General features: G+C 71.5%; 22 protein-coding genes. 8 read left to right on the top strand and 14 right to left on the bottom strand.

From position 1 onward, the window contains the following. Positions 1-23: 23 nt before the first annotated feature. Positions 24-686: a hypothetical protein gene (locus tag ABZ880_RS43230; RefSeq protein WP_361275446.1), complete on the top strand. Its 663-nt coding sequence runs from the start codon at positions 24-26 to the stop codon at positions 684-686. A gap of 340 nt (positions 687-1,026) precedes the next feature. Continuing rightward, positions 1,027-2,397 carry a right-handed parallel beta-helix repeat-containing protein gene (locus tag ABZ880_RS43225; protein WP_361275443.1) on the top strand — a complete coding sequence of 457 codons (1,371 nt, stop codon included), beginning with the start codon at positions 1,027-1,029 and terminating at the stop codon, positions 2,395-2,397. Between the two features lie 85 nt (positions 2,398-2,482). Here ABZ880_RS43225 and ABZ880_RS43220 read toward each other — a convergent pair whose 3' ends face one another. The 6 genes from ABZ880_RS43220 to ABZ880_RS43195 form a co-directional block, all read right to left on the bottom strand. Then, positions 2,483-3,877: an MFS transporter gene (locus ABZ880_RS43220; protein ID WP_361275441.1), complete on the bottom strand. Its 1,395-nt coding sequence runs from the start codon at positions 3,875-3,877 to the stop codon at positions 2,483-2,485. Positions 3,878-3,985: 108 nt separating this feature from the next. Then, complete coding sequence (locus ABZ880_RS43215; RefSeq protein WP_361275439.1) at positions 3,986-5,005, bottom strand: NAD(P)-dependent alcohol dehydrogenase; 1,020 nt, start codon at positions 5,003-5,005, stop codon at positions 3,986-3,988. A gap of 56 nt (positions 5,006-5,061) precedes the next feature. Next, positions 5,062-6,576, bottom strand: coding sequence for a mannitol dehydrogenase family protein (locus ABZ880_RS43210; protein ID WP_361275437.1), 1,515 nt, complete (start codon positions 6,574-6,576; stop codon positions 5,062-5,064). Position 6,577: 1 nt separating this feature from the next. After that, a complete protein-coding gene (gene manD, locus ABZ880_RS43205; RefSeq protein ID WP_361275435.1) occupies positions 6,578-7,801 on the bottom strand; it encodes a D-mannonate dehydratase ManD in 1,224 nt (407 codons plus the stop codon). After that, positions 7,801-8,754: a 2-hydroxyacid dehydrogenase gene (locus tag ABZ880_RS43200; RefSeq protein ID WP_361275433.1), complete on the bottom strand. Its 954-nt coding sequence runs from the start codon at positions 8,752-8,754 to the stop codon at positions 7,801-7,803. Before ABZ880_RS43200 ends, manD begins: the two co-directional genes overlap by 1 nt. A gap of 38 nt (positions 8,755-8,792) precedes the next feature. Then, positions 8,793-9,806 (bottom strand): LacI family DNA-binding transcriptional regulator, encoded by a 1,014-nt coding sequence (locus tag ABZ880_RS43195; RefSeq protein WP_361275430.1) that lies wholly within the window; start codon positions 9,804-9,806, stop codon positions 8,793-8,795. 272 nt (positions 9,807-10,078) lie between these two features. Here ABZ880_RS43195 and ABZ880_RS43190 point away from each other — a divergent pair, with 272 nt between their 5' ends. Both ABZ880_RS43190 and ABZ880_RS43185 read left to right on the top strand, forming a co-directional pair. Continuing rightward, positions 10,079-11,431, top strand: coding sequence for a GAF domain-containing SpoIIE family protein phosphatase (locus ABZ880_RS43190; RefSeq protein WP_361275427.1), 1,353 nt, complete (start codon positions 10,079-10,081; stop codon positions 11,429-11,431). A gap of 84 nt (positions 11,432-11,515) precedes the next feature. Then, complete coding sequence (locus tag ABZ880_RS43185; protein WP_361275425.1) at positions 11,516-12,547, top strand: MASE1 domain-containing protein; 1,032 nt, start codon at positions 11,516-11,518, stop codon at positions 12,545-12,547. A gap of 82 nt (positions 12,548-12,629) precedes the next feature. On the opposite strand, the gene ABZ880_RS43180 is transcribed toward ABZ880_RS43185, so the two are convergent. The 8 genes from ABZ880_RS43180 to ABZ880_RS43145 all read right to left on the bottom strand — a co-directional run bounded on the left by ABZ880_RS43180 (position 12,630) and on the right by ABZ880_RS43145 (position 21,222). Then, on the bottom strand, positions 12,630-13,835 hold the full coding sequence (locus ABZ880_RS43180; RefSeq protein ID WP_361275422.1) for a hypothetical protein: 1,206 nt from the start codon (positions 13,833-13,835) through the stop codon (positions 12,630-12,632). 180 nt (positions 13,836-14,015) lie between these two features. Next, positions 14,016-14,810 (bottom strand): IclR family transcriptional regulator, encoded by a 795-nt coding sequence (locus ABZ880_RS43175; RefSeq protein ID WP_361275419.1) that lies wholly within the window; start codon positions 14,808-14,810, stop codon positions 14,016-14,018. Then, a complete protein-coding gene (locus tag ABZ880_RS43170; RefSeq protein WP_361275416.1) occupies positions 14,807-15,535 on the bottom strand; it encodes an MBL fold metallo-hydrolase in 729 nt (242 codons plus the stop codon). Before ABZ880_RS43170 ends, ABZ880_RS43175 begins: the two co-directional genes overlap by 4 nt. Continuing rightward, the gene (locus ABZ880_RS43165; protein ID WP_361275414.1) at positions 15,526-16,677 is read right to left on the bottom strand and encodes a M20 family metallopeptidase; all 1,152 of its coding nucleotides are present in this window, start codon (positions 16,675-16,677) and stop codon (positions 15,526-15,528) included. Before ABZ880_RS43165 ends, ABZ880_RS43170 begins: the two co-directional genes overlap by 10 nt. Next, a complete protein-coding gene (locus ABZ880_RS43160) occupies positions 16,674-17,621 on the bottom strand; it encodes an ABC transporter permease (RefSeq protein WP_361275411.1) in 948 nt (315 codons plus the stop codon). Before ABZ880_RS43160 ends, ABZ880_RS43165 begins: the two co-directional genes overlap by 4 nt. Continuing rightward, positions 17,618-18,571: an ABC transporter permease gene (locus ABZ880_RS43155; RefSeq protein WP_361275409.1), complete on the bottom strand. Its 954-nt coding sequence runs from the start codon at positions 18,569-18,571 to the stop codon at positions 17,618-17,620. The genes ABZ880_RS43160 and ABZ880_RS43155 overlap by 4 nt, the downstream gene beginning before the upstream one ends. Continuing rightward, positions 18,564-20,144 carry a sugar ABC transporter ATP-binding protein gene (locus ABZ880_RS43150; protein ID WP_361275406.1) on the bottom strand — a complete coding sequence of 527 codons (1,581 nt, stop codon included), beginning with the start codon at positions 20,142-20,144 and terminating at the stop codon, positions 18,564-18,566. The genes ABZ880_RS43155 and ABZ880_RS43150 overlap by 8 nt, the downstream gene beginning before the upstream one ends. 16 nt (positions 20,145-20,160) lie before the next feature. Beyond that, positions 20,161-21,222: an ABC transporter substrate-binding protein gene (locus tag ABZ880_RS43145; protein WP_361275403.1), complete on the bottom strand. Its 1,062-nt coding sequence runs from the start codon at positions 21,220-21,222 to the stop codon at positions 20,161-20,163. A gap of 458 nt (positions 21,223-21,680) precedes the next feature. Between ABZ880_RS43145 and ABZ880_RS43140 the strand changes: the two genes are divergently transcribed. From ABZ880_RS43140 to ABZ880_RS43125, 4 genes are read left to right on the top strand one after another with little or no spacing between them, the layout of a single operon-like run. Further along, on the top strand, positions 21,681-23,009 hold the full coding sequence (locus ABZ880_RS43140; protein ID WP_361275401.1) for an MFS transporter: 1,329 nt from the start codon (positions 21,681-21,683) through the stop codon (positions 23,007-23,009). Between the two features lie 16 nt (positions 23,010-23,025). Then, entirely contained in the window at positions 23,026-23,685 is a 660-nt protein-coding gene (locus ABZ880_RS43135; RefSeq protein WP_361275518.1) for a response regulator transcription factor, read from the top strand. An 18-nt stretch (positions 23,686-23,703) separates the two neighbouring features. Then, positions 23,704-25,095 (top strand): HAMP domain-containing sensor histidine kinase, encoded by a 1,392-nt coding sequence (locus ABZ880_RS43130; RefSeq protein WP_361275398.1) that lies wholly within the window; start codon positions 23,704-23,706, stop codon positions 25,093-25,095. Then, positions 25,092-26,084: a TAXI family TRAP transporter solute-binding subunit gene (locus ABZ880_RS43125; RefSeq protein ID WP_361275395.1), complete on the top strand. Its 993-nt coding sequence runs from the start codon at positions 25,092-25,094 to the stop codon at positions 26,082-26,084. Before ABZ880_RS43130 ends, ABZ880_RS43125 begins: the two co-directional genes overlap by 4 nt. Positions 26,085-26,099: the final 15 nt, after the last annotated feature.

Here is a 26,099-nt window from a genome sequence, read left to right as displayed (position 1 = left end):
CGTTCGCTGCCTATCCTCGTGTTGTGCAGCTACCGCGGGATCCCTCGAACGTCGCCCCTGTCCTGGCGGCAGCATTTCCGGCTCGTCTTGCTGACGACGTGCAGGGCGTCCTGGCTGTCATGCCGGACGCCGGATTCGGCCCGATTCAGCCCTTCGAGGTCGAGATGCAGGGTGAAACGGTCACCATCCCCTCACGCATCTACAACGAGGAGCCGGGTGCCGACCTGGAACGGCGCCTGACCGGAACCCAGCAGGTGATTTTGCACTGCCTGTACTCCCGGCACAGTGATGGCCTGGTCCGCCAGCGCCACCTTGAGCAGCTCGTGGCATCGAGCGAGCCGTGGGTGGTCCCGTTCGTCGTGCAGTTGGCCGGCGAGTACGTGCTGGAGATCCTTGAGGCCATCAGCCGGGGGCTCCCCGGACTTGCCAGGCCGGGCTCGCCCCAGCGCCGCCTCTACGGGCAGTTCATCGCTGAGAATCCGGCCTTCTTCGCCCGCACAGAACGCCGCGTGGTCAGCTACTGGTCGTGCTACTACCGCTGGAAGTACGGAACGTTCGGGACGTATCCCGGATGCATCCTTCTGGAAGCATTCCGGGCGGCCGTGGCGGAACAGGTCGGAACGCCGTGGCCGCGGCACACACCGCCCCCGCTGACAGACGCGCCGCGGTGGGCCGGACAACCGTGATAGCCGATGGCGGCTGTCCGGGGACAGGGTTGGTCCGAAATCCCGGCTGCACTCTCGCGCTGCGCCGCGGTCAGCAATCGACCGACGGTTACGGGACAGCTGTTGGAACTCCCAACGAAATGATCTTCGCGGTGGTTGGATCACTCCGCGGCCGTCGAGTACGCGGTGGGCCGCCCACGACGAGCTCGGCTCCGGTGATCGTCCTCGGCCGCCGGTACGGCAGTTCTTCGCAGGGGGCCCACACCCATCGCACAGCAGGGTCACAACGGCGGGCACGAGGGTTGCGGACACGGTCGCCCGTACGCGGCCCGTGAGCTGCGAGTACCTGCCGGAGGAACCGATGACCAGCCGACCGTCCACGCACCGCCTGTCGAGATCCGTTCTGGCGGCCACCGCCCTTGTCGCCTCGCTCGTGCTCGTCGGCTGCGGCTCCACCACGAGCACCAGCGCGTCGTCCTCGGCCTCCGCGGGTGCCCAGGCGGGCGGCCCCGGCGGCACACCGCCGTCCGGCGCTCCGGGCGGGTCGGGCGGCGGGCCGGGTGCTTCGACGCAGCAGTACACGGCCACCGGCACGTACACGCTGAAGAGCGGCACCGTCTCCAAGTCCGGGGCGTCGTACACCTCGTCCACCAAGGACAGGTCCGCGGTGCTGGTCACCAAGAGCGGCAAGCTGACGCTGACCGACGCGAGGGTGACCACCTCCGGCACCACGTCGTCGTCGGACGAGAGCAGCTTCTACGGCCTGAACGCGGGCGTGCTCGCCGAGAACGGCGGCGACATCACCCTCGACGGCGGCACCGTGAGCACCACCGGCAAGGGCGCCAACGGCGTCTTCGCCTACGGCTCCGGCTCCTCGGTGACGCTCACGGGTACGAGGATCAAGGCCACCGGCCGGTACGCGCACGGCGTGATGGCCTCCGGCGGCGGCAAACTGACGCTGAAGAACGTCACGGCCGACACCACCGGCGCCAACTCCGCGACCATCGCCACCGACCGCGGCAGCGGCACGGTCGACGTCACCGGCGGCACGTTCACCACCAGCGGGCAGGACGCTCCCGGTGTCTACTCCACCGGCAAGATCACGGTGACCAAGGCCACGGTCACCGCGACCGGCGCGGAGGGCGCGGTCGTCGAGGGCGCCAACTCCGTTGTCTTCAAGGACACTACGGTCACCGGCGGCAAGAACGGCGTCATGCTGCATCAGAGCGGTTCCGGCGACGCCCTCGTCGGCACCGCCGTGTTCACCATGGACGGCGGCTCCCTCACCGCGAAGGGCGGCGACCTCTTCTACGTCACGAACACCACCGCCACCATCACCCTCAAGGGCGGTGCCAAGGTCAAGGAGAGCAACGGCAAGCTCCTCGACGTGACCGCCAAGAGCAAGGCGACGCTCAAGGCGTACGGCGAGAAGCTCACCGGCAACGTCCTGTCGGACAGCACCAGTTCGGCCACGGTGGTGCTGAAGCAGGGCAGCACCCTCAAGGGCGCGATCAACAAGGCGGCGCTGACGCTCGACTCCAGCAGTTCCTGGACGGTCACCGCCGACTCGACCCTGACCAGCCTCACCGGCGCGGAGATCTCCGGCACGAAGATCACCAACATCACCGGCAACGGCCACACCGTCTACTACGACAAGTCCCTCACCGCCAACAAGGCGCTGGGCGGCAAGACCTACACCCTGGCGGGCGGCGGCAAGCTGGTCGCCAGGTAACTCCGATGGTGGTAGCCGCCGTCCGCCTACGCCTTGCGCACAGTGGGTCGGGCGGCGGCGACCTCATCCGGCAGGCGGGTGCCGATCACCGAGCGCTCGCCTCGGTCGCGGCCGACGGCCGGGCCGTGGCGTCGACCAGGGCAGTCAGGTCGCGATCGCGGGTCTCCGGGGCCAGGCGGGCGGCGACCAGGCTGATGACCATCATCAGCGTCATGTAGGCCGCCACCGGGATCCACGAGCCGGAGAACGCGGTGAGGAGAGAGGCGCAGATCAGTGGCGCTACGCCGCCGCCGAGCACGGAGGAGAACTCCCGGCCCAGGGTGACTCCGGCGTAGCGGTAGCGGCTGCCGAAGAGTTCGGGGAAGTAGCTCATCTGCACTCCCACCGCGCCCTGGCCGGCCAGCACGAAGCCCACGATCATCGTCACGGTGATGGCGATGGGCGAACCGGTGTTGAGGGCGATGAAGGACGGGCCGGGCAGCAGGACCAGGGCGGTCACGATCGCGGAGTAGACGGGCCTGCGCCCGACGCGGTCGGAGAGGAGGCCGAAGCCGATCGCGCCGATGCCGCCACAAGCGGCTCCGATCATCAGCACCTTGGGGACGAAGGAGGCGTCCACGCCGACCGTGGACACCAGGTACGAGGCCATGAACACCTGGTAGGTGTACGACTGCGCGCTGATGCCGACGTTCATGAACAGGACGAGCAGCATCGGCTTCCTGCCGTGCCGGAAGACCTCCTGCACCGGTGACTTGGGCTTCTCGTGCTGCTGCTTGAAGTCCTGGAAGACGGGGCTCTCGGTGAGCCGGCGGCGGATGACCACGGCGACGGCGGTGACCAGCAGGCTGCTGGCGAAGACCAGCCGCCAGCCCCAGCTCATGAGCTGGTCCTCGGACAGGCTCTGGGCGAGTATCCAGGCGACGGCGCCCAGTACGGTGCCGAGCGCCGCGCCGGTCATCACGAGTGCGGCCAGGCGCCCTCGCCTTCCGGGTGCGGCCGTCTCCGTGAGGAGGGTGGCGCCGCCGGACTGTTCGGCGCCGGCGCCGAAGCCCTGGAAGAAGCGGCACAGCACGAGCAGGGCCGGTGCGAGCACACCGACGGCGGAGTACGTCGGCAGCACGCCGATGGCGAAGGTGGAGCCGCCCATCAGGAACAGGGTGGTGACCAGGACCCATTTGCGGCCGAGCCGGTCGCCGTGGCGGGAGAAGAACAGGCCGCCGAGCGGGCGTGCGGCGAAGCCGACTGCGTAGGCGGCGAAGCTGGCGAGGAGCGCGACCGCCGGCGAGGCGTTCGGGAAGAACAGCCGGCCGAAGACCAGCGCCGAAGCCGTGCCGTAGATGACGAAGTCGTACTGCTCCAGAGCGGTGCCGATGAGCCCCGCCCAGGCGGCGCGGCGGATCGCGGCTGGGTCTGCGGGGACGGGTGCCGCGGCGGTGGGTGGGGTCGGGTCGTTCGTCAGCGCGTCGGTGGGAGTGTCCATCGTCCATGCCTCCTTGAATGGGGATGGCCTCGAAACGGTGGGGACGTCGAGGTGCGGCGAAGCGGTGAATGGGGATGAGCGGGAATCTTGCGGCGCCGGGGAGGGCGATCAGCCGGGCGTGCCGTCGGGGCGGACCACGACCTTGAGGTGGTTCGGGTCCACGAGCGGTGCGCGCAGCGCGTCGGCGGCGGCGTCGAGCGGGAAGCGGCCGGTGAGCAGCGGCACGAGGTCGACCCGGCCGTCGGCGGCCAGGGCGAGGGCGGTGGGGAAGGCGTGTGCGTAGCGGAACGAGGTGACGAGGTCGATCTCCCACCGCTGCAGGTGACCGAGCGGCAGCCCGTCCACGGCCGGCGGGGCCTGGCCGACGACGGTCGCCCGGGAGCCGGGCTTCAGCGTGCGAAGGCCCTGCCAGAGCGCGGCGGGATGCGCCGAGCACTCGATCAGCCGGTCGACGTCCGAGAGGTCGAGGTCCTGCTGGGCTGTGTTCACCGTCTGGGTGGCGCCGAGTTTGCGGGCCTGGGCCAGCCTCTCGTCGTTGAGGTCCGTCACGATCACCTCGGTGGCTCCCGCTGCGCGCGCCACCTGGGTCACGAGGATTCCGATCGGTCCCGCTCCGGTGACCAGGACCCGGTGTCCGAAGGCGACCTCGGCACGGCGGACCGCCCATACCGCCACGGCCAACGGCTCGATCAGCGCCCCGAGTTCGACGGGTATCGACTCCGGAAGCCGGTGAACGGCGCGGGCGGGGACGGTGACGCGTCCGGCGAGCAGTCCGTGCGTGGGCGGTGAGCCGAAGCAGGTGCCGGATGGGCACAGGTTGTATCTGCCCGCGCGGCAGACGGGGCAGGAACCGCACCCGACGGCCGGTTCGATCACGACCGGTGTGCCCGGGCGGATGTCCGTCCCGGGCCCGGCCTCGGTCACGACTCCCGAGGCCTCGTGCCCCAGGACCGTCGGCCGGCGGAGTTCGTTCTGACCGTTGCGACCGCTCGAGAAGTAATGCATGTCCGAGCCGCAGATGCCCACGGCGTCGATGTCCACGAGAACTTCGCCGGGGCAGGGGGGCCGGACGGGGATCTCCTCGATGCGCAGGTCCTCAGGACCGTGCAGTACTGCGGCTCTCGTCAAGACGACAGGTGGATCTGACACAGTCTCACATCCTTGTGAGGGAGGGCGGTTTGGTCTCAGGCCGCCAGCAGCGGCTCCGAGTCGGCGGCCTCGGCCGCGGCGCCCGCCGCCGCGGCCGTGCCGTGCCGGGCGAGGACGCCGATGAACTCGGCGACCCGCTCGGTGAATTCGGGGAACTCGGCGAGTCCGTCGCCGAGCAGTCCCGCGTCGATGACCCTGGTCACGAACTCGCTTGTGGACAGGGCGCGTTCGGCGGTCCTACGGAGGCGGTCGCGGGCCGGATCGGTCATCGCGGCGGCGTGCGGCCCCGGGTCGAAACCGGTGGGCGGGGCCATGCAGCACAGGTACGCGGCGACGGTGAGGGCGAGATGGTGGGGCATCCGTCCGCCCCGCAGATGACGTACGGCCGGGTCGGGGACGCGCTGGCGGAGCTTCACGGATCCGTCCGAGCCGACCTGTTGGGTGCGATGGCCCAGCGCGGAGTTGGCCCAGCGGTCGAAGAGCTGTGCCACATAGGCGTCGAGGTCGATGCCGTCGGGGACGGTGAGGCTGGGCAGGTAGTCACCGTGCAGCACCCGATGGGCCGCCTCGGCGACGAAGGGCCGGCCGATGGCGTCCGGGATGGTCGCCCGGCCGTCCAGCGCTCCCAGGTAGGCGATGAGCGAGTGGGTGCCGTTCAGCAGACGCAGTTTGAGCAGTTCGTACGGCTCGACGTCGTCCGTGAACAGCGCCCCGCCGTGCTCCCAGACCGGACGTCCCGCGGCGAAGCGGTCCTGGAGGACCCACATGCTGAACGGCTCGGCGGGAACCGGGACTTCGTCCCGTACACGCAGGTGCTCGGCGACCATCAGGCGGTAGGCGTCCGTGGTGGCAGGCACGATCCGGTCGACCATGGTGTTCGGGAACGTCACGGCCTCGCCCAGCCAACCCGCCAGCTCGTCGCGCTCGGCACTCGGCAGGGACTCGATGAACTCCCGTACCAGAAGAGCGGTTTGGGTGCCGTTGCCCGCGAGGTTGTCACAGCTGAGCACCGTCACCGGCGCCGCGTGGTCCCGCAGCCGGCGCTGCAGCCCTCGGACGATCAGCCCGATCGTGGTCCGTGGCGGCGTGTCGCCGCGCAGGTCGGACCGTATGTCTTCGTGGTCGAGGTCGAGGCGTCCGGTGCGCGGCGAGAAGGTGTAGCCGTGCTCGGTCACGGTGAGGGAGACGATCCGGGTGTCCGGGGCCGCGATGGCGTCGACGACGGCGTCCGGTTCGTGCGCCGTGACGAGCACGCCGGTGTGCACGGCGGGTACGGTCACCCGGGCGCCCTCGGGTGAGATCTCGACCACGGAGTAGTGGTGGTCCTGCGCGCGGAGGGCGTCGGCCACGGCCGGGGAGCGGCTCGCCACGCCCAGGGTGCCCCAGGGGCCGTCGCTGTGGTTCAGGGCGGCCGCGGTGTAGACGGCTTGATGGGCGCGGTGGAAGTTGCCGAGCCCGAGGTGCACGATGCCGGTCCGGGTGAGCGTGCGCCGGTGCATCAGCGAAGTAGCAGGTGTCGTACGGGAGTTGAGGGTGGGTACGGCCGTCATCTCACCAGTCCGTCATCGAGCCGTCGCGGCGCCGGGCCACGGGCAGGTAGGCGGGCTCGTAGGGGAATTGGGCGGCGAGCGTCTCGTCGAGTTCGACCCCGAGTCCGGGGGCGTCGCCCGGGTGCAGGTGGCCGTCGGCGTAGCTCCAGTCGTGCCGGAACACCTCGTGCACCAGAGGGTCGTAGCCCATGTACTCCTGGATGGCGAAGTTGGGCGTGGACAGGCCGACGTGCAGGGAGGCCGCCAGGGCCACGGGTGAGACGTCGGAGGGGCCGTGCGGGCCGAGCTTGACCTGCCAGATCTCGGCCAGGGCGGCGATGCGGCGGAGATGGCTGATGCCGCCGGCGTGCGTGACGCACGTACGGACGTAGTCGATCAGCTGCTCGGTGATGAGTGACTGGCACTCCCAGACGGTGTTGAAGACCTCGCCGATCGCGAGCGGTGTCGTGGTGTGCCGGCGGGTGTGGCGCAGGACCTCCTGGTTCTCGGCCGGGGTCACGTCCTCGAGCCAGAACAGGTCCACGTCCTCCAGCGCCTTACCGAGGCGCGCGGCTTCGTTGGGCGTGAGGCGGTGGTGGGCGTCGTGGAGCAGGTGCAGTTCGGCGCCGACGTGCTCGCGGACCGCCGCGAGGGCGCCCGGCGCGTGCCGGAGGTAGGCGGCCGTGTCCCAGGTCTCCTCGGCGGGTGCGGCACCGCGGCCGGCCGGCTCGTAGCCCGCCGTCTTCGGGCTGACCCCGTAGACCGTGTCCAGACCGGGCACGCCCATCTGTGCCCTGACCGCGAGGAAGCCGCGCTCGCGCTGTGCGTCGACGGAGTCGAGCAGTTGCGGGAGGTCCCAGCCGGTGGCGTGCGTGTAGGTCAGGACGCGGTCGCGGACCGGGCCGCCGAGGAGCTGGTGCACGGGCTGGCCGGTGGCCTTGCCCTTGATGTCCCACAGGGCCAGGTCCACCGCGCCGATGGAGGTCATGGTGACCGGGCCGCGCCGCCAGTACACCCCGCGGTACAGGTACTGCCAGGTGTCCTCGATGCGTGCCGGGTCCCGGCCGATGAGCAGCGGGGCCACGTGGTCGCGCAGGTAGGAGGCGACTGCGAGTTCGCGGCCGTTGAGGGTGGCGTCGCCCCAGCCGACCAGTCCCTGTTCGGTGGTGATCTTGAGGGTGACGAAGTTGCGGCCGGGGCTGGTGACGATGACGTCCGCCGCGACGATGGTGTCGTGCTTGCTCATCAGGCCACCCCTACGACGTTGTCGATCCCCTGGCCCGCGGCGAGGCGGCGGATGTTGGCGGTGATGTCGTCCGCACGGCGGGCGAAGGTGGACCGGGCGAGCCCCGAGGAGTGGGGCGTCATCAGGACGTTGGGCAGTGAGTGGAAGGGGTGCCGGCTGGGGTGGCCGGTCCGTCCGTCGGCCGGGTAGTCGTACCAGACGTCGAGGGCCGCTCCGGCTGTCGCGCCCGAGCGCAGGGCGGCGTACAGCGCGTCCTCGTCGACGACCGGACCGCGGCCCACGTTGACCAACACGGACGATGGCCCCATCAGCTTCAACTCCCTTGCTCCGATCACTGCGCGGGTCTCTTCGGTGAGCGGGACGGAGACGACGACCAGGTCCGCGGTCTCGAGCAGGGCGTCCAGATCGTCCATGTCTCCGGCCCAGAGGAGGTGCTCGGCCACGGCGTCGACGTCGCCGCGGCGGCTGACGGCCACGCCTTTCGCGCCGAACCCGCGAAAACGCCGCCAGGCGCAGGCGCCGATGTGCCCGAAGCCGACGAAACCGACGGTGGCCTCGCCCAGCAGACCTGGATACGTCGGCTGCTCCCAGGTGCCGTTGCGCAGTGCCGCGTCCTGGCGGAGGAAACCGCGGCGCAGCAGGATCGCGGACGCGACGGCGTATTCGGCGATCGCGTCCTCGTGGTGAAAGGTGTTGGCGATGACGGTGCCCGGCGGCAGGGCGGCGACGTCGATCCCGTCGACGCCCGCGCCGGCGGCGTGCACGAGTCGCAGCCGCTTGCCCGCGGCGGCCACCTCGGCGGGGCAGTCTCCGGACACGAGCACGTCGGCGTCGCCCAGTACCGACCGCAGGGCGTCGTAGTCCTTCGGGGCGGGCCAGTGCACGAGGGTCGCGGCGGGCAGGGCCGCCTCGAACTGCTCGCGGAACTGCGCCAGATGGGGATCTGCGACCACGACGGTCAGAGCACCGGTGTGTACAGAGCCCGGGCCTGTCACGCGTGCCCCCTTGTTGCGGCGTGGGCACGGCTGGCGAGCGGGCCGGTGGACTCGCGGACGACGAGCTGGGTGGGCAGTCGCAGGGTGCGTGGTTCCTGGCGCTCGTGGTTCATGGACTGGGCCAGCAGCTCCAGACTGAGCGACCCGGCCCGCTCCATCGGTACGGCGATGCTGGTCAGGGCCGGGTGTGCGGCCTCGGCGAGCGGCATGTCGTCGATGCCCACGACGCTGAGGTCGTCCGGGATCCGCACGCCGAGCCGGCGCGCTCCTGCGATCACGCCGAGGGCGACGAGGTCGTTGTGCGCGACGACCGCGGACGCGCCCGAGGCGATCACGCCGGCGGCGGCCGCGGTACCGCCGGCCACCGTCTCGGACTGCCAGCCCAGGACCTCCAGTTCCAGGCCGGCCTGCTCGGCCTGTGCCCGGGCCAGATCGACACGGTGGCTGTTGGACCAGGAGTGCTGCGAGCCCTGGACGTAGGCGATCCGGCGGTGTCCCAGTGCGGCCAGGTACTCGACGGTCTGCCGCAGACCGTCGGTCGCGTCGGCCAGGACACAGTCGGCGGTCGTGGTCTCGCGGTTGACGAGGACGAGCGGGGTGTCTCCGCACAGGGCGACCACGTCCTCGGCGTCGAGTCGTGGTGAGCACACGATGAGGCCGGCCGACCTGTCGCTGAGCTGGGCGATCACTTCCCTCTCGTGGTCCGGGTCGAAGTCGGTGTCGGCCAGCACGATCGTCAGCCGACGGTGCCATCCCTGGGTCTGGGCGGCCTTGACGAAGGTGCCGAAGACGGGGTTGGAAATGTCCGGGACGACCACGGACACGGTGGCGGTGTCCGACAGCGCCTCGACCGGGCGGGGGGCCGGTGGTTCGTAGCCCAGCTCCTGCGCGGCTTCCAGAACCTTGCGCAAGCTTTCCGGCCCCACGCGCTGTGGGTCGCTGAACGCTCGGGAAGCCGTGGAGAGCGCGACGTTCGCGCGCCTTGCGACATCGGTCAGGGTGGGGGTCACGCCGGCACTCCGCTTCTTCGACGACGAAGCCTCAACAGTGCGGCAATATTCGGCAACCTTGCGCAAGGTTGTCAATGCTTGCGACAGAGGGAAGCTTGCTCCACCGAGGCAGCCACCCGAAATGCACGAGTGTGCCATCCTGATTTGCGAGAAAAGACTGTTTAGCCCGTTTCATCGCCCGGCTGTGACCGCGATGGGATCAGGGACTGCCAGGAGGCCGGAATGGACCGCTCAACCGTCTGGACCGGGCCTCCCGCCACCGGACGCCCGTGATGTCAGGCATCGGGGAAGGTGAACCCCCGACGCAGCCTCACCTTCCCGACCTGCACGTACGCCTGCGCACCGAGTTGGGGCGGATCGACGAGCAGTTGCGCGCTCTGCTGGCCGCCATGGACCGGCTGCAGGGCCTGCTGGATGCGGTGGTGGCCATCAGCCGGGAGGTCGAGCTGCCCGCGGTGCTGCACCGCATCGTGACCACCGCCATGGACCTGGTGAGCGCCCGCTACGGGGCACTGGGAGTACTCGACGAGTCGGGCGACCGCTTGAAGCACTTCATCTCCGCCGGCCTGTCCGAACAGGAACGCGCCGATCTGGCCGAGACCGCCTTCCCTCGTGGTCTGGGCGTCCTCGGGCACCTGATCCGCCACCCCGCGCCCCTGCGGGTGGATGGCATCGCGACCCATCCGGCGTCCGCCGGATTCCCGCCCGCCCACCCGCGCCTGCATACCCTGCTCGGCGTCGCCATCAGCGTCCGCGGCGAGATCTACGGTGACCTCTACCTCTCCGAGCGGCGCGACGGGCAGCCCTTCGACGCCCACGACGAGAGTGTCGTCGTCGCGCTGGCGAGCGCAGCCGGCATCGTGATCGAGAACGTCCGTCTGTTCGAACGGGTGCGCGTCGGAGCCGAGCAGTTCCAGCGCCTCCTGCTGCCCACACTGCCCGACGTGCGGCCTTTCACCGCCGCCGCCGTCTACCGGCCCGCTGCCGAGCCCAGTCGCCTCGGCGGGGACTGGTACGACGCCATCCCGCTGCCCGGCAACGTCGTGGCGGTCGTCATCGGCGACGTGGTCGGTCACGATCTGCGGGCCGCGGCCGCCATGGCCTCCGTCCGCAACATGCTGCGCGCCCTGCTGTTCGCACAGGGCGGCCCGCCCGGCGCGGTTCTCACCCAGCTCGACCGCACGCTGCAGGCCATCACGGACCATCCCGTCACCACCACGACCCTGGCGCGCATCGAACCGGACGGCCCGGGCTGGCGCCTTCACTGGAGCAGCGCGGGTCACGTCCCACCCCTGCTCATCGCCCCTGGGCAGCCAGCGGAATACCTGTTCGCCGAGCCCGGGCTGCCGCTCGGGGTCGACTTCGAGCAACCCCGCCCCGACCACGCCCGCTTCGTGCCTCCGGACGCCACGCTGGTCTTCTTCACGGACGGGCTCATCGAGCGCCCCGACCGGCCCATCGACGCCAGTCTCGACGAACTCACCGGTCTCGCCACCGCGTACGCAGCCCTGCCCCTGCAGGAGTTCGTGCAGGCACTGGCCGATCACCACCCCAGCGACGGTCACGACGACATGGCCGTCCTCGCCCTGCGCACCCCGCCTGCCTGCCCGGACGGCTCCGCCTGACGACCAGCTCAATCGTTCCGTAGAGGATTTCGAGGATCCGGCGGATGATGGACCTCTGCACGGTGTCGATGCGGAGGTCGCCCGATGACTCGCGCGCGGCGTGAACAGCTCCGGCGCGGCGGTGTGGCTGCCCTGGACGTCTGCGTCGTTGCTGCGCTGTACTACGTCTCCGCCAAGTTGGGGCTCCTTCAGCAACTGGTGCGCGGCCAGGTCACCCCGCTGTGGCCGCCGACCGGTATCGCCCTGGCGAGCCTGCTGCTGCGCGGCCCGAGGGTCTGGCCCGGGATCGCCCTCGGCGCACTCCTGGTCAACGTCTCCCTCGGCCCGTCGGTCTGGGCCGTGCTCTTGATCGTGGCGGGAAACACCCTCGCCCCCGTGTGCTCGTACCTACTGCTGCGCCGTACGGGATTCCGTGTCGAACTGGACCGTCTGCGGGATGCGCTGGCGCTGATCTTTCTCGGTGCGTTCACCGGGATGCTGGTCAGCGCGACGACGGGCAGCGGAACTCTGGCCCTCGCCGGTGTGCTCAGTGCCGACCAGTTCTGGCCCACGTGGTCGGTGTGGTGGACCGGCGATGCGATGGGCGTCCTGACGGTGACGCCGGTCCTGCTGGTTCTGCGCTCGGCGCGCTGGCCGAAGGACGCTCCGCCGGCCCGTTGGGCGGAGGGGCTGCTGCTGCTCGCAGCCACCTGCTGCGTCGGTGTCCTCGAGACCAGCCGCGCGCCCCTCATGTTCCTCGGCTTCCCGTTGCTGATCTGGGCGGCCTTCCGCTTCCAACTGGCCGGGGCCGCGCCGTGCGCCCTGGCCGTGTCGACCTTCGCGGTCATCGCCGCCGCACGGGAGTCCGGCCCGTTCGCCGGCCACAACCTGCTCACCAACATGATCACCCTGCAGGCGTTCAACGGTTCCTCCTCGCTGACCGCCCTGCTCGTCGCGGCGACCGTCAGCGAGCGCACCCAGACCCAGAAGGAGATCGCGCGAGCCTGCGGGCATCTCGCCGCGATGGTGGCCGAGATGGCCCAGAGCGGTTATCGCGCGGCACTCCCAGACGGCGTCGGCGCGAAGGACGCGGAAGAGCAGAGCGCACGGAGCAGAAGGCCGGGCATCTCTTCGTAGGGGACCTGCGAGGCGGCGGCGCCCGTGGGGTTCCTCGGCACGGCGGATCCGGGCGGGGACAAGGGACGCGCCGTCCGGCCGCTCACCGGCCGAGGGCAGTGGGGATGCGTTCGAGCACGGGGAACGGCACCAGCCCGTAGTGGTAGAAGTCCACCGCGTCCGCGCCTGCCGTGCGGGCCGCCGCCGTCTTGTCGGCCAGGGCATGGGCGGACTCCGTGTCCGGTGCGCCCGGGCGCAGCACGGTCCGCAGGGCGCAGGTGTCCGGCAGGGCGCTGCGGTAGGCGGCGGTGTCGGCGGCGATACGGGCGGGGTCGCGGGCGTAGGCGAGTACGGAGTATCCGGGGACCACCGCGCCTACGGCCGCCGGGTCGACTCCGGTCCACCATGCGTCCTCGGCCGCGAGCGCCCCGGTCGGCAGGCCGTCGCCGTAGCCCTTGACCGCACCGGTCAGATCGAGGAAGACCAGGTCGGAGCCTTCGTCCGCCACCGCGTCGGCGACGGCCGCGGCGAGTGAGGTGACGGTGGAGCGGCGGGCGCGGGCGTAGGCGGCGACGGGGCCGGGCAGGTCGTCAAGGCCCCCCAGGCTTCCCGGTGTCGGGGCGGCACCGTCGAGCACCCTGCCGACCGACTCCACCGCCACCGCACGCGCCTTGGCGGCGTCCACGCCCGCTTCCTCGGCGTGCCGCGTGCAGTGCGGGCAGAAGCACAGGCCCAGCAGGAACTCCTCCAGCGGGCCGAGGGGCACGAAGCTGCGCTCGTGGTGGTAACCGTGGCCGAAGGTGCCGTAGTGGAGCGACTCGGCGACAACCGCGTCCACGCCGAGGCGCGCGACGGAACGGGCCAGGGCGACGGCGTAGGAGCGCACGTCCGGGTGGGCGGGGCACAGGTCGGCCGGGGCGGCGCGGTCGCCGAAGCAGTTCTCCTGGGTGACGTCGGGGTGCGCGAGGCCGAGGGTGGTGTTGTGCAGGAAGACGGTCCAGCCGTGCAGGGCGGCGCCACGGTCCGCGGTGGCCCGGCGCAGCTCGCGCAGCGGTTCGCGGTCGGCGCCGGGCTGCACGGGCGGGGTCAGGCGGACCCCGTCGAACAGGTCGGCCGGGGGTGTGAAGTGGACGCCGTCCTGTCTCAGCGTGACCCGGGCGGGGCCGTGCGGGGTGACGTCGCGGGCGCGATGGTAGGCGGCGGCGACAGTGAGCGTGTCGCAGCCGTACGTGTCGAGGACGCGGTCCAGGACCTGGCTGACGCCCTCGGCGCGCAGGTCCTCGACGAAGGTGTAGAGGGCGGATCGCACGGGGTTCCCTTCGGATTGCCGGAGTTGGCGGGATTGCCGGAGTTGGCGGGGTTGCCGGGGTTGGCGGGGTTGGCGGGGTTGGCGGGGTTGGCGGGCTCGCTGATGTTGCTCGGCTTACTCGGGCGACTCGGCTTGCTCGAGTTACTCGGGTTACTCGGGTTACTCGGGTCGCCGGCTTGTTCAGCGTCCCCGGGCGGAGCCGAGGACGTGGGAGATCTCCAGGCCGGTGCGGACCACCATGGGGCCGACCTCGCGGACCCGGGCGGGGGTCATCCGGGTGGTCAGGCCGGAGACGCTGAGCGCACCGGCCACCGCGTCGGTGTGGTCGAAGACGGGCGCGGCGACACACCGCACCTCGGGTTCGTTCTCCCGGTCGTCGATGGCGTAGCCGCGGTGCCGGACACGTTCGAGCTCGATGCGCAGCCGTGCGGGGTCGGTGACCGTGTACTGGGTGATCGAGGGCATCCCCGCGGCCACCACGGTGTGGAACGCCTCCTCGCCCTGCCAGGCGAGGATGGCCTTGCCGACGGCGGTGCGGTAGGCGGGCACGCGGCTGCCGATGCGGGAGGCCATGCGAACGCTGGCCTCGTTCTCGACCTTGTCGATGTAGACGACGTCCGGCGGTTCGTACACGACCAGGTGGCAGGTCTCGCCGACCGCGTGCTGGAGCAGCCGGAGCGGTTCCGCGGCGGCGGTGCGCAGATCGAGGGAGGACAGGTACGCCTGTCCGAGCCGCAGGGTGCCGTGCCCGAGCCGGAACCAGCCGGTCTCCCGGTCGCGCACCAGCAGGTCGGTCTCGATGAGCGGGGTGGCCAGGCGCAGCACGGTGCTCTTGTTGACGCCGAGGTCGTCCGCGATCCGGCTCAGGGACACGCCCCGGCCGGTGCCGGCGTGGTCGCGGACGTACTCCAGGACCGTGAGGGCGCGGCGCAGGGACGAGGACTGGTTGCGTCGGGCCGGTGGTGTCGTCGTCATGTCGTACTCCTGGGCAGCAGGCCACGGGCCACGATGTCACGGGCGGCGGCCAGATGGCGTCCGGCTCTGGAGAGCGAGACCTCGTGGTGACCGGGGAACAGCGCGTCCACGTCGAGCGCGGCCAGCAGGGTCAGGCTGGCCGCGTACTCCGGCACCCGGCAGTCGTGCAGGTTCTGCAGGGAGATACGGCCTCCGGTGAAGACGCAGTCCCCGGAAAACAGGGCCCGGTGGTGCGGGGTCGTGAGGTGGTAGCACAGGTGCCCGTCCGCGTGACCGGGAGTGGCCACGGCCCGTACGACCACTCCCCCGCCGAGGTCGAACTCCGTCCCGTCGGCGACCGGTTCGACACCCGGGCAGGGCCGCACGGCGTAGTCGGCCGGGTAGACACCGGCGGCCTTCCCCTTGTCCACGCTGAGGCCCGCTTCGTCGCCGTCGGCGATCCAGCGGACGGCTTCCGGGCCGGCCAGCACCTTCAGGCCGGGCAGTTCATCGGCGAGAGCGGCGGCCCCGCCGGCGTGGTCGGCGTGGCCGTGGGTGAGCAGGAGGAGGTCGGGGCGGGTGCCTGCGGTGCGCAGGATGTCGGGGACGGAGCGTCCGGCACCGGCGTCGATCAGAGCGCTGCGGCGCGTGCCCCGCACGAGGTAGACGTGGCAGTCCAGCGGGTCGGTGAGATCGAATCCGGCCGCTCCGCTGGCGACGAGGGTGACGTGGTCGGTCAGCCGCAAGACGCCTCCTCCACGGCCATGTTCTCCACGTCCATGCCACGCACCGCCGCCACCACGGCCCGCGCGGCCAGCTCCACCTCCGCCAGTTCCACCGACTCGTCCGCCGAGTGGGCGTCCCGTATCGAACCGGGGCCGAAGACCACCGTCGGTACGCCCACCCGGGCGATCTTGCTGGCGTCCGTCCCGAAGGGCATGCCCGCGACCTCGCCGGGGTGACCGAGGGCGGTCAGGGCGCGGCGCAGCGCGCTCACCACGGCCGAGTCCGCGGGTGTGTCGAGGGCAGGGTCGATGAGGAAAGGGGGGTCCAACTCGGCGCCCAGCACGGCGAGTTCGGCACGATCCTGCTGCCAGACGACGTCCGGCTCCTCCCCGGGAAGCGTGCGCCGGTCCACGTCCACCTCGCAGGTGGCGGCGATGGTGTTCGGACCGGTGCCGCCGCGGATCCGGGTGACCGAGCGGGTGGCCGGGCCGAGCAGCGGGTGCGGGGCGACGGCCGGGGGCGTGGCGGCGAGGTGCGTGAGGACCGGGGCCATCAGGGAGATCGCGTTCACCGCCTCCTCCGGGCGTGAGCTGTGCCCGGCCCGGCCCGTCGTCCGCACGGTGTAGCGCACGACGCCCTTGTGGGCGACGGCCGGCACCAGTCCGGTCGGCTCCCCTACGATCGCGCCCACGACCGCGCGCCCCCGCAGCCGCTGCAGCAGGTGCACGACCCCGCGGTACTCGTGCTCCTCGTCGCACACCCCGGCCAGTACGACGGTGTGCAACGGCGGCTTCCCGCGGGCGAGTTCGGCGGCGGCCAGCATGAACGCGGCCAGCGGCCCCTTGGCGTCGCAGGCTCCGCGCCCGTACAGCCGGCCGCCGCGCACCTCGCCGTCGTACGGCGGCACCGTCATCCCGTCGACCTCGACCGTGTCGAGATGCGACTCCAGCAGCACGGCCTTCTCCCGGCACCCCGGCACGACCGCCACCACGTTGCACCGCCCCGGCAGCACCTCGTGCAACTCGGCCTGTACGCCGTGCCGTTGGAGCCAGTCGCGGACGTACTCGGCGACGGCCGTCTCGCCCCCGTCGCCCGGTCCGCCCCGCGGGTTCACGCTGGGCAGTCGGACGAGATCCCGTAGCAGCGAGGTCGGTTCGCTCATGTGCGGCGCTCCCTCGCGTAGACCAGCAGCAGGCCGATGATCAGCACCCCGAGGACGACCTGCCGTACGCCCTCCGAGAGGTTCCAGGACGTCAGCAGGGCGGTGAGCAGGGTCAGCAGCAGGGCGCCGGCGACGGTGCCGAGGAGGTGGCCGCGGCCGCCGAGGATGGAGGTGCCGCCGAGCACGACGGAGGCGATGGACAGCAGTTGGTAGGGGTTGCCCATGGTCAGCGAGCTGGTGCCGGTGAAGCCGAGCAGCACCAGGCCGGCGACTCCGGCGAGCAGGGCGCAGCCGACGTACGCGGTGAACGCGGTGGCGCCGAGCGGCACTCCGGAGGCGCGGGCGGCGCTCTCGCCGGAGCCCAGCGCGAACGCGTACCGGCCGGTGCGGGAGGCGTGCAGCAGCCAGCCGGCGACGGCCGTGATGCCCAGCCACAGCACGAACGCCCAAGGGACGCCCAGCAGACGCCCGTTGGCGAGCGAGTCGAGCAGCGGCAGGTGGGCCGAGCTGGGCGAGCCGTCGGTGTAGACGAGGAGGGCGCCGGAGAGGATGGTGCCGCTGGCCAGCGTCATCACCATCGGCGGCACCCGCAGCCACACCACGCCGGCCGCGTTCACCGCGCCCACGAGCGCGCTCAGCGCGAGGGCGGCCAGAACGCCCGTGACCCCGCCGCCCGTACCGGAGGCGACCTTGGCGCAGACGACCGCCGACAGGGCCACGACCCCCGACACCGACAGGTCGATGCCGCTCATGATGACGACCAGGGTCTGGCCGACGGCGACGATGCCCAGGAAGGACGCCGTCTGCACCAGGTAGCGGAAGTTGGAGAGGCTGTCGAAGCCGTCGGCGAACAGGACCGCCGCGATCCAGGTCAGCGCCAGCACGCCGAACGCCCAGGCGGCCCGGCTGCCGCGCACCACGGCCACCACACTCACCGTGCTCATACGGCTGCCTCCTTCGTGAGGTACGTCTTCAGCGTGAGCGCCACCACGAGGATCACGCCCTGCACGACGAGCTGGTAGAACGGCGAGATCCCGGTGAACAGCAGCAGGTTGGTGAGCAGCCCGATCACCAGCGCGCCCAGGACCGTGCCGCGCATCCTGCCGACCCCGCCGAAGAAGCTGATGCCGCCGAGCACACAGGCGGCGATGGAGTTGAGGGTGTACGGCGTGCCGATGGTCGGATCCGCCGAACCGGTCTGCACCGCGAGCCCGATCCCGGCAAGGCCGGTGAACGCGCCTGCCAGCGCATAGCCGCCGATCTTCACGCCGCGGGTGTGCAACCCGCTGGCGTAGGCGCCGTGTTCGTTGCCGCCGACGGCGTACAGGGCGAGCCCGTGCCGGGTGGTGCGCAGCAGCTTCCAGACGGCGAGGACGACCGCGAGTGCGAGGGCGGGCAGCGCGACGCCGTTCCAGCCGTTGTTGTACGCGTTCACCAGTCCGCCCGGCACATGTCCGCCGGGCTGCGGCAGGACGACCAGGGTGACTCCGCTCCACAGGAAGGAGGCGGCGAGGGTCACCACGATCGGTGGGAGTCCGGCGTACGCCACCAGCGCGCCGTTGACCGCGCCCGCGCCGACGGCCGCGCCCAGCGCGACCATCGCCCCGACGACGACTGAGCCGGTGCTGTGCGCGTCATGCGTGGCGAACACGGCCATGGCGAGGCCGAGCACCGATCCGAGCGACAGGTCGATGCCGCCGAGCAGCATCACCGAGGTCTGTCCGGCCGCGGCCAGGATCAACGGCAGGAACTGGGCGGACAGGATGGTGATGGAGGCGGGGGTCAGCAGCCCGGAGTCGTAGTGCTGGTAGGCGACGAGCAGGACGAGGAGGAGGCCGAGCAGCCAGAGGATCTCGGTGTTGCCCCGGGTGAGGGAGGCCAGACGGTCACGCATGGGCCACGCTCCCGGGTGCGGAGGTGTCCGGTTCCGCGGCCGGTCCGTCGGCCGGAGGGTCCGCCGAGGCGGCCGCGCCCATCACCGACGCCCGTACCAGCCGCTCTTCCGTGAGGTCGGTGCCGGCGAGCCGGTCGACGACTCTCCCCTCGTACGGCACGGCCACCTCGTCGCAGAGGCCGACCAGTTCCATCGTGTCTCCCGAGGTGACCAGGACCGCCATGCCGTCGTCGGCGAGGCGGCGCAGGAGGTGGTAGATCTCGCGTTTGGTGCCGATGTCGATGCCCCGGGTCGGTTCGGCCAGCAGCAGGACCCGGGGCGCCGTGGGCAGCCACTTGGCGAGGGCGACCTTCTGCTGGTTGCCGCCGGACAGGCGGCGCGCCTCCTGCGCCGGGGAGGCGGCCTTGATGCGCAGCCGCTCGGTGAGTTCGGCGACCAGGCGGGATTCGGCGCCGCGCGAGACGGTGGTCAGGCGGCGGGCCGGGGCGAGTTCGCGCAGGCTGGGCAGGGCGAGGTTGTCGCGGACGCTGCGTGCGGTGTGGACGCCCTCGGTCTTGCGGTCCTCCGGCACGTAGGCGATGCGGTGCCGGATCGCCTCGCGCGGGGAGGCGATCCGTGCGGGCCGTGCGTCCACCGTGATCCGCCCGGTGTGCCGGGCGAGGCCGAACAGGGCGCGCAGGACCTCGCGTTGGCCCTGGCCCTGGAGCCCGCCGAGGCCGAGGATGCGGCCGGGCACGAGGTCCAGGTCGACGGCGGTGCAGCCACCGGTGACGGTCAACTCCCGCGCCTGGAGCAGTGGTTCGTGAGAGGCAGCCTTGGCGGGAGCCTTCGGCGGAAACAGGTCCGACAGCTCCCGCCCGATCATCAGTCGTACGACGTCGTCGTGATCGGTCTGCTCCCGCTGCCGGGTCGCGGTGACCGCTCCGTCCTTCAGGACCGTCAAGCGGTCGCTGATGGCGAAGAGTTCGGCCATGCGGTGGCTGACGAAGATGACCGATCCGCCGCTTTCCCGTAGTTCGCGCACGACCCGGAAGACGGCGGCCACCTGGTCCTCGTCGAGGGCGGAGGTGACCTCGTCCAGGATCAGCAGGCGGGGTTTGCCCGCCAACGCCTTGGCCAGTTCGACCAGTTGGAGGCTGCCGAGCGGGAGCCGGCCGGCGCGCAGGTGCGGGTCGACGTCCAGGCCGACCCGCTCCAGCAACGGCCGGGCCCGCGCGGCGAGTTCACCGGCCCGCACCAGGCCGTGCCGGCTGGGCCAGGCGCCGAGGAAGACGTTCTCCGCGACGCTCTGGTGCGGGTTGAGGCTCAGCTCCTGGTGGACGGAGCCGATCCCGGCGGCCCGGGCGCGGTGCGGGGACCACGCCCGGGGCACGGGGGTGCCGTCGTAGACCACCCGGCCCGAGTCCGGCGCGAGCAGCCCGGTGACGAGGGAGAGGACGGTGGACTTGCCGGCCCCGTTCTCCCCGACGAGCGCGAGGACCTCGCCGGGTTCGACGGTGAGGCTCACCTCGCGCAGCACCTGGTTGCCCGCGAAGGACTTCGTGACCTGCTCCACGCTCAGCACGGACGTCATGGACACTCCCCCGACTTCACTTTCCGATGAGCTTGTCGATCTCGGACTGCGAGATGTCGTTGATCGGGTACGAGTCGTCGGGCTGGTCGGTCTTGACGTACTGGGCGAGGTTCTTGTCGGTGATCTCGGGCAGCGGGACGGTGATGTCCTGGGGGACGGAGGTGCCTTCCTTCTTGGCGACGGCGGCTTCCAGGGCGATCACGGCCAGGTAGTTGGGCTGGGCGGTGGCATAGGAGGAGAAACCGTTCTTCTGCTGGGCCTGCCACTGCTTCAGGAAGCCGTTGTAGTTCTCGCCGGTGATCGGGACGAGCTTCTTGTCCTGCTTGACCAGCGTCTGCAGCGCGGCGGCCGAGAGCGCGCCGCCCTGGGAGAAGACGCCCTGGATGCCGGGGTGTGCGGAGTAGGCGGAGGCGAAGGCCTGGGCGGCCGGGGCGAGGTTGTACTCGCTGTGCACATTGCTCACGATCTTGATGCCCGGGTACTTCTTGAAGACCGCCGCGGCCCCGGCCCACCGGTCCTCGCTGACGGCGACGCCCGCGGGGCCGTTGATGGCGATGATGTCGCCCTTGCCGCCGAGCTTCTTGGCCAGCCAGGTGGCCATCATCGAGCCCCACGCCTTCTGGTCCGTGCCGACTCGGATCACCTTGGTGCTGTTGGGCAGGGAGTCGAAGGCGACGACCGTGATGCCGGCGGACACGGCCTGCTCCAGGGCCGGATCGAGGGCCGTGGAGGAGCCGGCGTCGACCAGGATCACGTCGTACTTCTGCTGGATCATGGCGCGGATCTGCGCGATCTGCTGCGACGTGTCGCCGTTGGCGTTGAAGGTCTTGAACTCGGAGACCTTTCCCGCCTTCTTCAGCTTGCCGACATCGCCGTTGAGCATCTTCAGCGTCTGCTGCATCCACGACGGGGTCAGGTAGATGGTCGACCAGCCGACCTTGAGGTTCTTCGCCGTCGCTGCGGAGGCACTGCTGCCGGCGGAGGCACTGCTGTTCTGGACGTCGCAGGCCGACACTGCGGCCAGGGCGCACAGGGAGGCCACCACTGCCACTGCGCCGCGTACTGAGCGTGCGTTCATCAAAAGCTCCTCGGTTCCCTCGGGGAGAAGTCCGGGCAGGGGCGCCCGGAGGGACGGGGGTGGGGGAAGGGCGCGCGCACGCCGGAACGTCCGTGTTCCGGCAGGTGAGAGCGCTGCGCCCGGTGAGGACCGGTCTGTTGAGAGGGGAACCTATGGCCGCGCTCAGGCCGTGCACCACATCTGCACTACAGAATTTCGCATTGCACAACATGGCCGCTCGCACGGGATGGCGACGGGGCCGATGGGGAGTTCCTCCGGACGGACACCCATCGCGACCGGCCCGCTGAATTCAGCGGCTCCGGGACTCGAAGGAAGTGCTCAAGGAGCCGGGGATCGCCCTGGTGGCCGTAGCGCAACGGCACAGCCCTAAGGGACTGTTAGGACTTCGTTCGCGATGTTGAACGGCCCTGTTGCGCCGTCGACTCTGTCTGTTCCGGGCCGCAGACAAGGGAGTTCCGATGGCCACACAGACCACGACCGGGCGGGCGCAGAAGTCGCGGCGCGGTGAGCGCAGGGTTGTCAGCAACATCCTGCGGGGATCGATCGGCAACCTGATCGAGTGGTACGACTGGTACGCGTACACCGCGTTCAGCGTGTACTTCGCGTCCGTCTTCTTCCCCTCCGGCGACCAGACCGCCCAACTGCTGAACACCGCCGCCGTGTTCGCCGTCGGCTTCCTGATGCGGCCGATCGGCGGCTGGGCGCTGGGCCGCTACGCCGACCGCCGCGGCCGGCGTGCCGCGCTGACGCTGTCGGTGACGCTCATGGCGGCCGGTTCGCTGATCGTGGCGCTGACCCCGTCGTACGGCTCGATCGGGGTCGGCGCGCCGGTGCTGCTGGTGACCGCCCGGCTGCTGCAGGGTCTCTCGGTCGGCGGTGAGTACTCGACCTCGGCGACCTATATGTCGGAGGTGGCCTCGCCGGGCCGCCGCGGCTACTACTCCAGCTTCCAGTACGTCACCCTCATCGCCGGCCAGCTGACCGCGCTCGGCCTGCAGATCGTGCTCCAGCAGGTGCTCAGCACCTCGCAGATGGAGGCGTGGGGCTGGCGGATCGCGTTCGTCGTCGGCGCCGCCGGGGCGATCGTCGTGCTGTGGCTGCGGCGCGGCATGGACGAGTCGGAAAGCTACGAGAAGGCCGCCGAGTCGGACGAGGGCCGCGGCACCCTGCGCGTGCTGCTGTCGTACCCGCGCCAGTGCCTGGTCGTCGTCGGGCTGACCATGGGCGGCACGCTGTTCTTTTACACGTACACCACCTACCTGCAGAAGTTCATGGTCAACACCAGCGGCATCGCCAAGCCGACGGCGGCCTGGATCAACTTCTTCGCGCTGCTCGTGTTCGTGCTGCTGCAGCCGGTCATGGGCCTGCTGTCCGACCGGGTGGGGCGCCGCCCGATGCTGATCGCGTTCGGTGTGCTGGGCGCCGTGGTCGTCGTGCCCTCGCTCACGCTGCTGTCGCACACCAGCGATCCGTTCTACGCCTTCCTGCTCATGGTCGGGCCGCTGGCGGTCAGCTCCCTCTACACCTCGATCAGCGCCATCGTGAAGGCCGAGCTGTTCCCGGTCTCGATCCGGGCGCTGGGCGTGGGCCTGCCGTACGCGCTGACCGTGGCCCTGTTCGGCGGCACCGCCGAATACGTCGCCCTGTGGTTCAAGAACGCCGGGCACGAGAGCTGGTACTTCTACTATGTGACCGCCTGCGTCCTGATCTCGCTGTTCGTCTACGTTCGGATGCGCGAGACCTCGGACGGATCACCGTTGGAGGCCGAGGCCGGGGCCGGGAACTGACGGAATGAGGACGACCGTGCGCGTACTGCTGGCCGAGGACGACGACGGCGTGGCCGCCGCGCTGACCGAGGCCCTGTACGAGCACGGTCATCTACCGACCCGGGTGCGGCGCGGCGAGGAGGTCCTCGCCCGCCACCGCCGGGCCGACCTGCTCCTCCTCGACCTCGGCCTGCCCGACCTCGACGGTCTGGAGGTCCTGCGCAAGCTGCGCGCGGTCAGTCGCCTTCCGGTGGTGGTCCTCACCGCGCGCGGCGACGAACGGTCGGTGGTGCGCGGCCTGCGGCTGGGCGCCGACGACTACCTCGTCAAACCGGTACGGCTGGCCGAGCTGCTGGCCCGTATCGAAGCCGTCACCCGCCGCAGCGCGGCGCCCGCCGCTCCGGCCGCGCGCACGGTGCACGCCGGGGACGTCGAGGTCGACATCGACGCCCGCCGGGTGACCGTCGGCGGCGTCGAAGTGCGCCTGACCACCAAGGAGTTCGAGGTCCTCGCCGTGCTGGCGGCCCGGGCCGGGACCGCCGTCAGCCGGCAGCAGCTGATGGACGAGGTGTGGGGCGACGCCTATCTGGCGGTCTCCCGCTCGCTCGACGTCCATCTCACCCAGCTGCGCGCCAAACTGGCCCGCCCTGAGGTGCTGACCACGATCCGCGGCTTCGGCTACCGCTTCGGCGGCTGAGCGGGCCGGGCCACTCCGATGCGCACCCGGGTCCTCACCGTCGTCCTGGCCTTCGTCGTGCTCGCGGTGGCCGGGTTCGCCGTACCCCTGCTGGGCGTCACCGCGACCCAGCGCACCCAGCAGCTCGTCGCCGCGCGCACCGCCGACCTCGACCGCTTCGCAGGGCTCGCCCAGCAGGCCGCCGAGAGCGGTGACACCGGCGCGCTGACCGCCGAGGTCACCCGGTACACCGAGCTGTACGGCGAGGCCGTCGTGGTCGTCGACGCCCGCCGCGCCCCTGTCGTGCAGACCGGCGGTCTGCGTGCCGCCGACCCGGCCGTCGCCCGCCTCGTGGACGCGGCGCTGCGCAACCAGCCCGTCTCGCCCGGCGGCACCCTGCGCCCCTGGTCCCGCGGCGACAAGCTGCTGGCCCGTCCGGTGGGCACCGGCACCCGGGTGTCCGGCGCGGTGGTGCTGCGCGCCTCGGTGCGCACCGCCGCCTACGACATCGCGCTGCGCTGGGCGCTGGTCCTGGCGGGGGCCGGCCTGGTGGCGGTGGCCTGCGTGGTGCTGGCGAGGAGGGCCACGCGGTGGGTCGTACGCCCCCTCCACCGCCTCGACCGCGCGGTCGGCGCGCTGGCGGCGGGGCTGCCCCCCGAGCACGCCAGGGCCGGCGGACCGCCCGAACTGCGCCAGCTGGCCACCGGTTTCAACCGCATGGCGGACGCGGTGACCACCGCCCTGGAACAGCAGCGCCGTCTGGTGGCCGACACCTCCCACCAACTCCGCAACCCGCTCGCCGCGTTGCGGCTGCGCATCGACTCCCTCCAGCCCCGGCTACCCGCCTCCGCCACCCGCACCTACACGGGCGTGACCGCCGAACTCGAACGCATGGAGCGTCTCCTCGACGACCTGCTCACCCTCGCGCACGCCGAACACCGCGCCGGCGAACTGGCTGTGACGGGCCGTCAGGACGCGGGATGTGAAGCGGCGGCGGTCACCGAGGCCCAGGTGCGGCTGTGGCGGCCGGTGGCCGAACAGGCCGGAGTCCGGCTGGAGTTCGTCCCCGGCCCGGCCGTCCCCGTGAGCTGTCCGGCGGACGAACTCGCGCAGGTGGCCGACATCCTGCTCGACAACGCGATCAAGTACGCCGGGAGCGGCGCCCGCGTCGAGGCACGCTGCCGGACGGAAGGCGCGGACGCGGTAGTGGAGGTGCGGGACGACGGCCCGGGCCTCGCCGCCGCGGAACTCGCCCAGGCGGGCACCCGCTTCTGGCGCTCGGAACGCAACCGCGAGGTACGCGGCAGCGGCCTCGGCCTGGCGATCGCCGAGCGGCTGGTGGCCGGCCGCGGCGGCCGCGTCGAATTCACGGCGGCCGAACCGCACGGCCTGCGGGTCAGGGTCGTACTCCCGAAGGGGGATACGCCATGACCGGCCCCGCCCGGCGCACCGTCCTGCGGGCGGCACTGGGCACAGCGGGCGCCGGACTGCTCGCGGCCGCGGTGACAACCGACGCACGGCACGCGGACCGCGGCCCGGAGGGCGGGCTGCGGATCGCGACCGGCGAGCCCGACGGGTTCTACACGGCCTTCGGCCGGCTGCTCGCCGACCAGGTGACGGCCGTCTACCCACGGCTGTCCTGCGAGGTGGTCAACAGCGAGGGCAGCGTGGCCAACGTACGGCTGCTCCAGGCGCGGCGGGCCGACGTGGCGCTGGCCCTGACCGACATCGCGTGGGCCGCATACGACGGCACGACACCGTTCGGCGACCGCCTCCCGCTGCGGGCGATCGGCCGGGTCTACGAGAACTACCTGCAGCTGGCCGTACGCTCCGACGCCCGCATCCGCACCGTCGCCGACCTGGCCGGGCGCACCGTCTCACTGGGCGCTCCCGGGTCCGGCGGTGCCGTGCTCGGCGACCGTCTGCTGCGCGCGGCCGGCCTGACGCCGGGCACCGACGTACGGGTCCGGCGACTGCGGATGTCACAGGCGGCGCGCGCGATGCGGGACGGTTCCGTCGACGCCCTGCTGGTGGCGGGGGGCGTGCCCCTGCCCGTCCTGACGGGTCTCGGCACCCGCCCCGGTATCCGTCTTCTGTCGCTGGCCGGTCTGCTGCCCCGGCTGCGCGGCGGTTCGGGTTGGGCCGGCTCGGGGCTGGAGGCGGTGGCGGTGCCGGCGGGGGCGTACCGGGGAACGTCCGAGGTGGCCACGATCGGTGCGGCCAACCTCCTCCTGTGCCGCCCCGACCTGCCCGTGTCGGTCGCCGCCGCCCTCACCCGGGTACTGGTGCGCCGGGCGACCCGGCTCGTCCCCGCCACGGCCCTCGGCACCCAGTTCCTCGACGCACCGAGCCTGATCTCCACCGGGGCCGTCCCCCTGCACCCCGGGGCGATCGCGGCCTACCGCGAACTGCACGGATAGGGCTTCTCCGGTGGA

This window comes from Streptomyces sp. NPDC047043, from assembly GCF_040644055.1.
Taxonomy (GTDB): domain Bacteria; phylum Actinomycetota; class Actinomycetes; order Streptomycetales; family Streptomycetaceae; genus Streptomyces.
The sequence above is the reverse complement of the archived record's forward strand: the minus strand, read 5'-3'. Positions and strand labels throughout refer to the sequence as shown.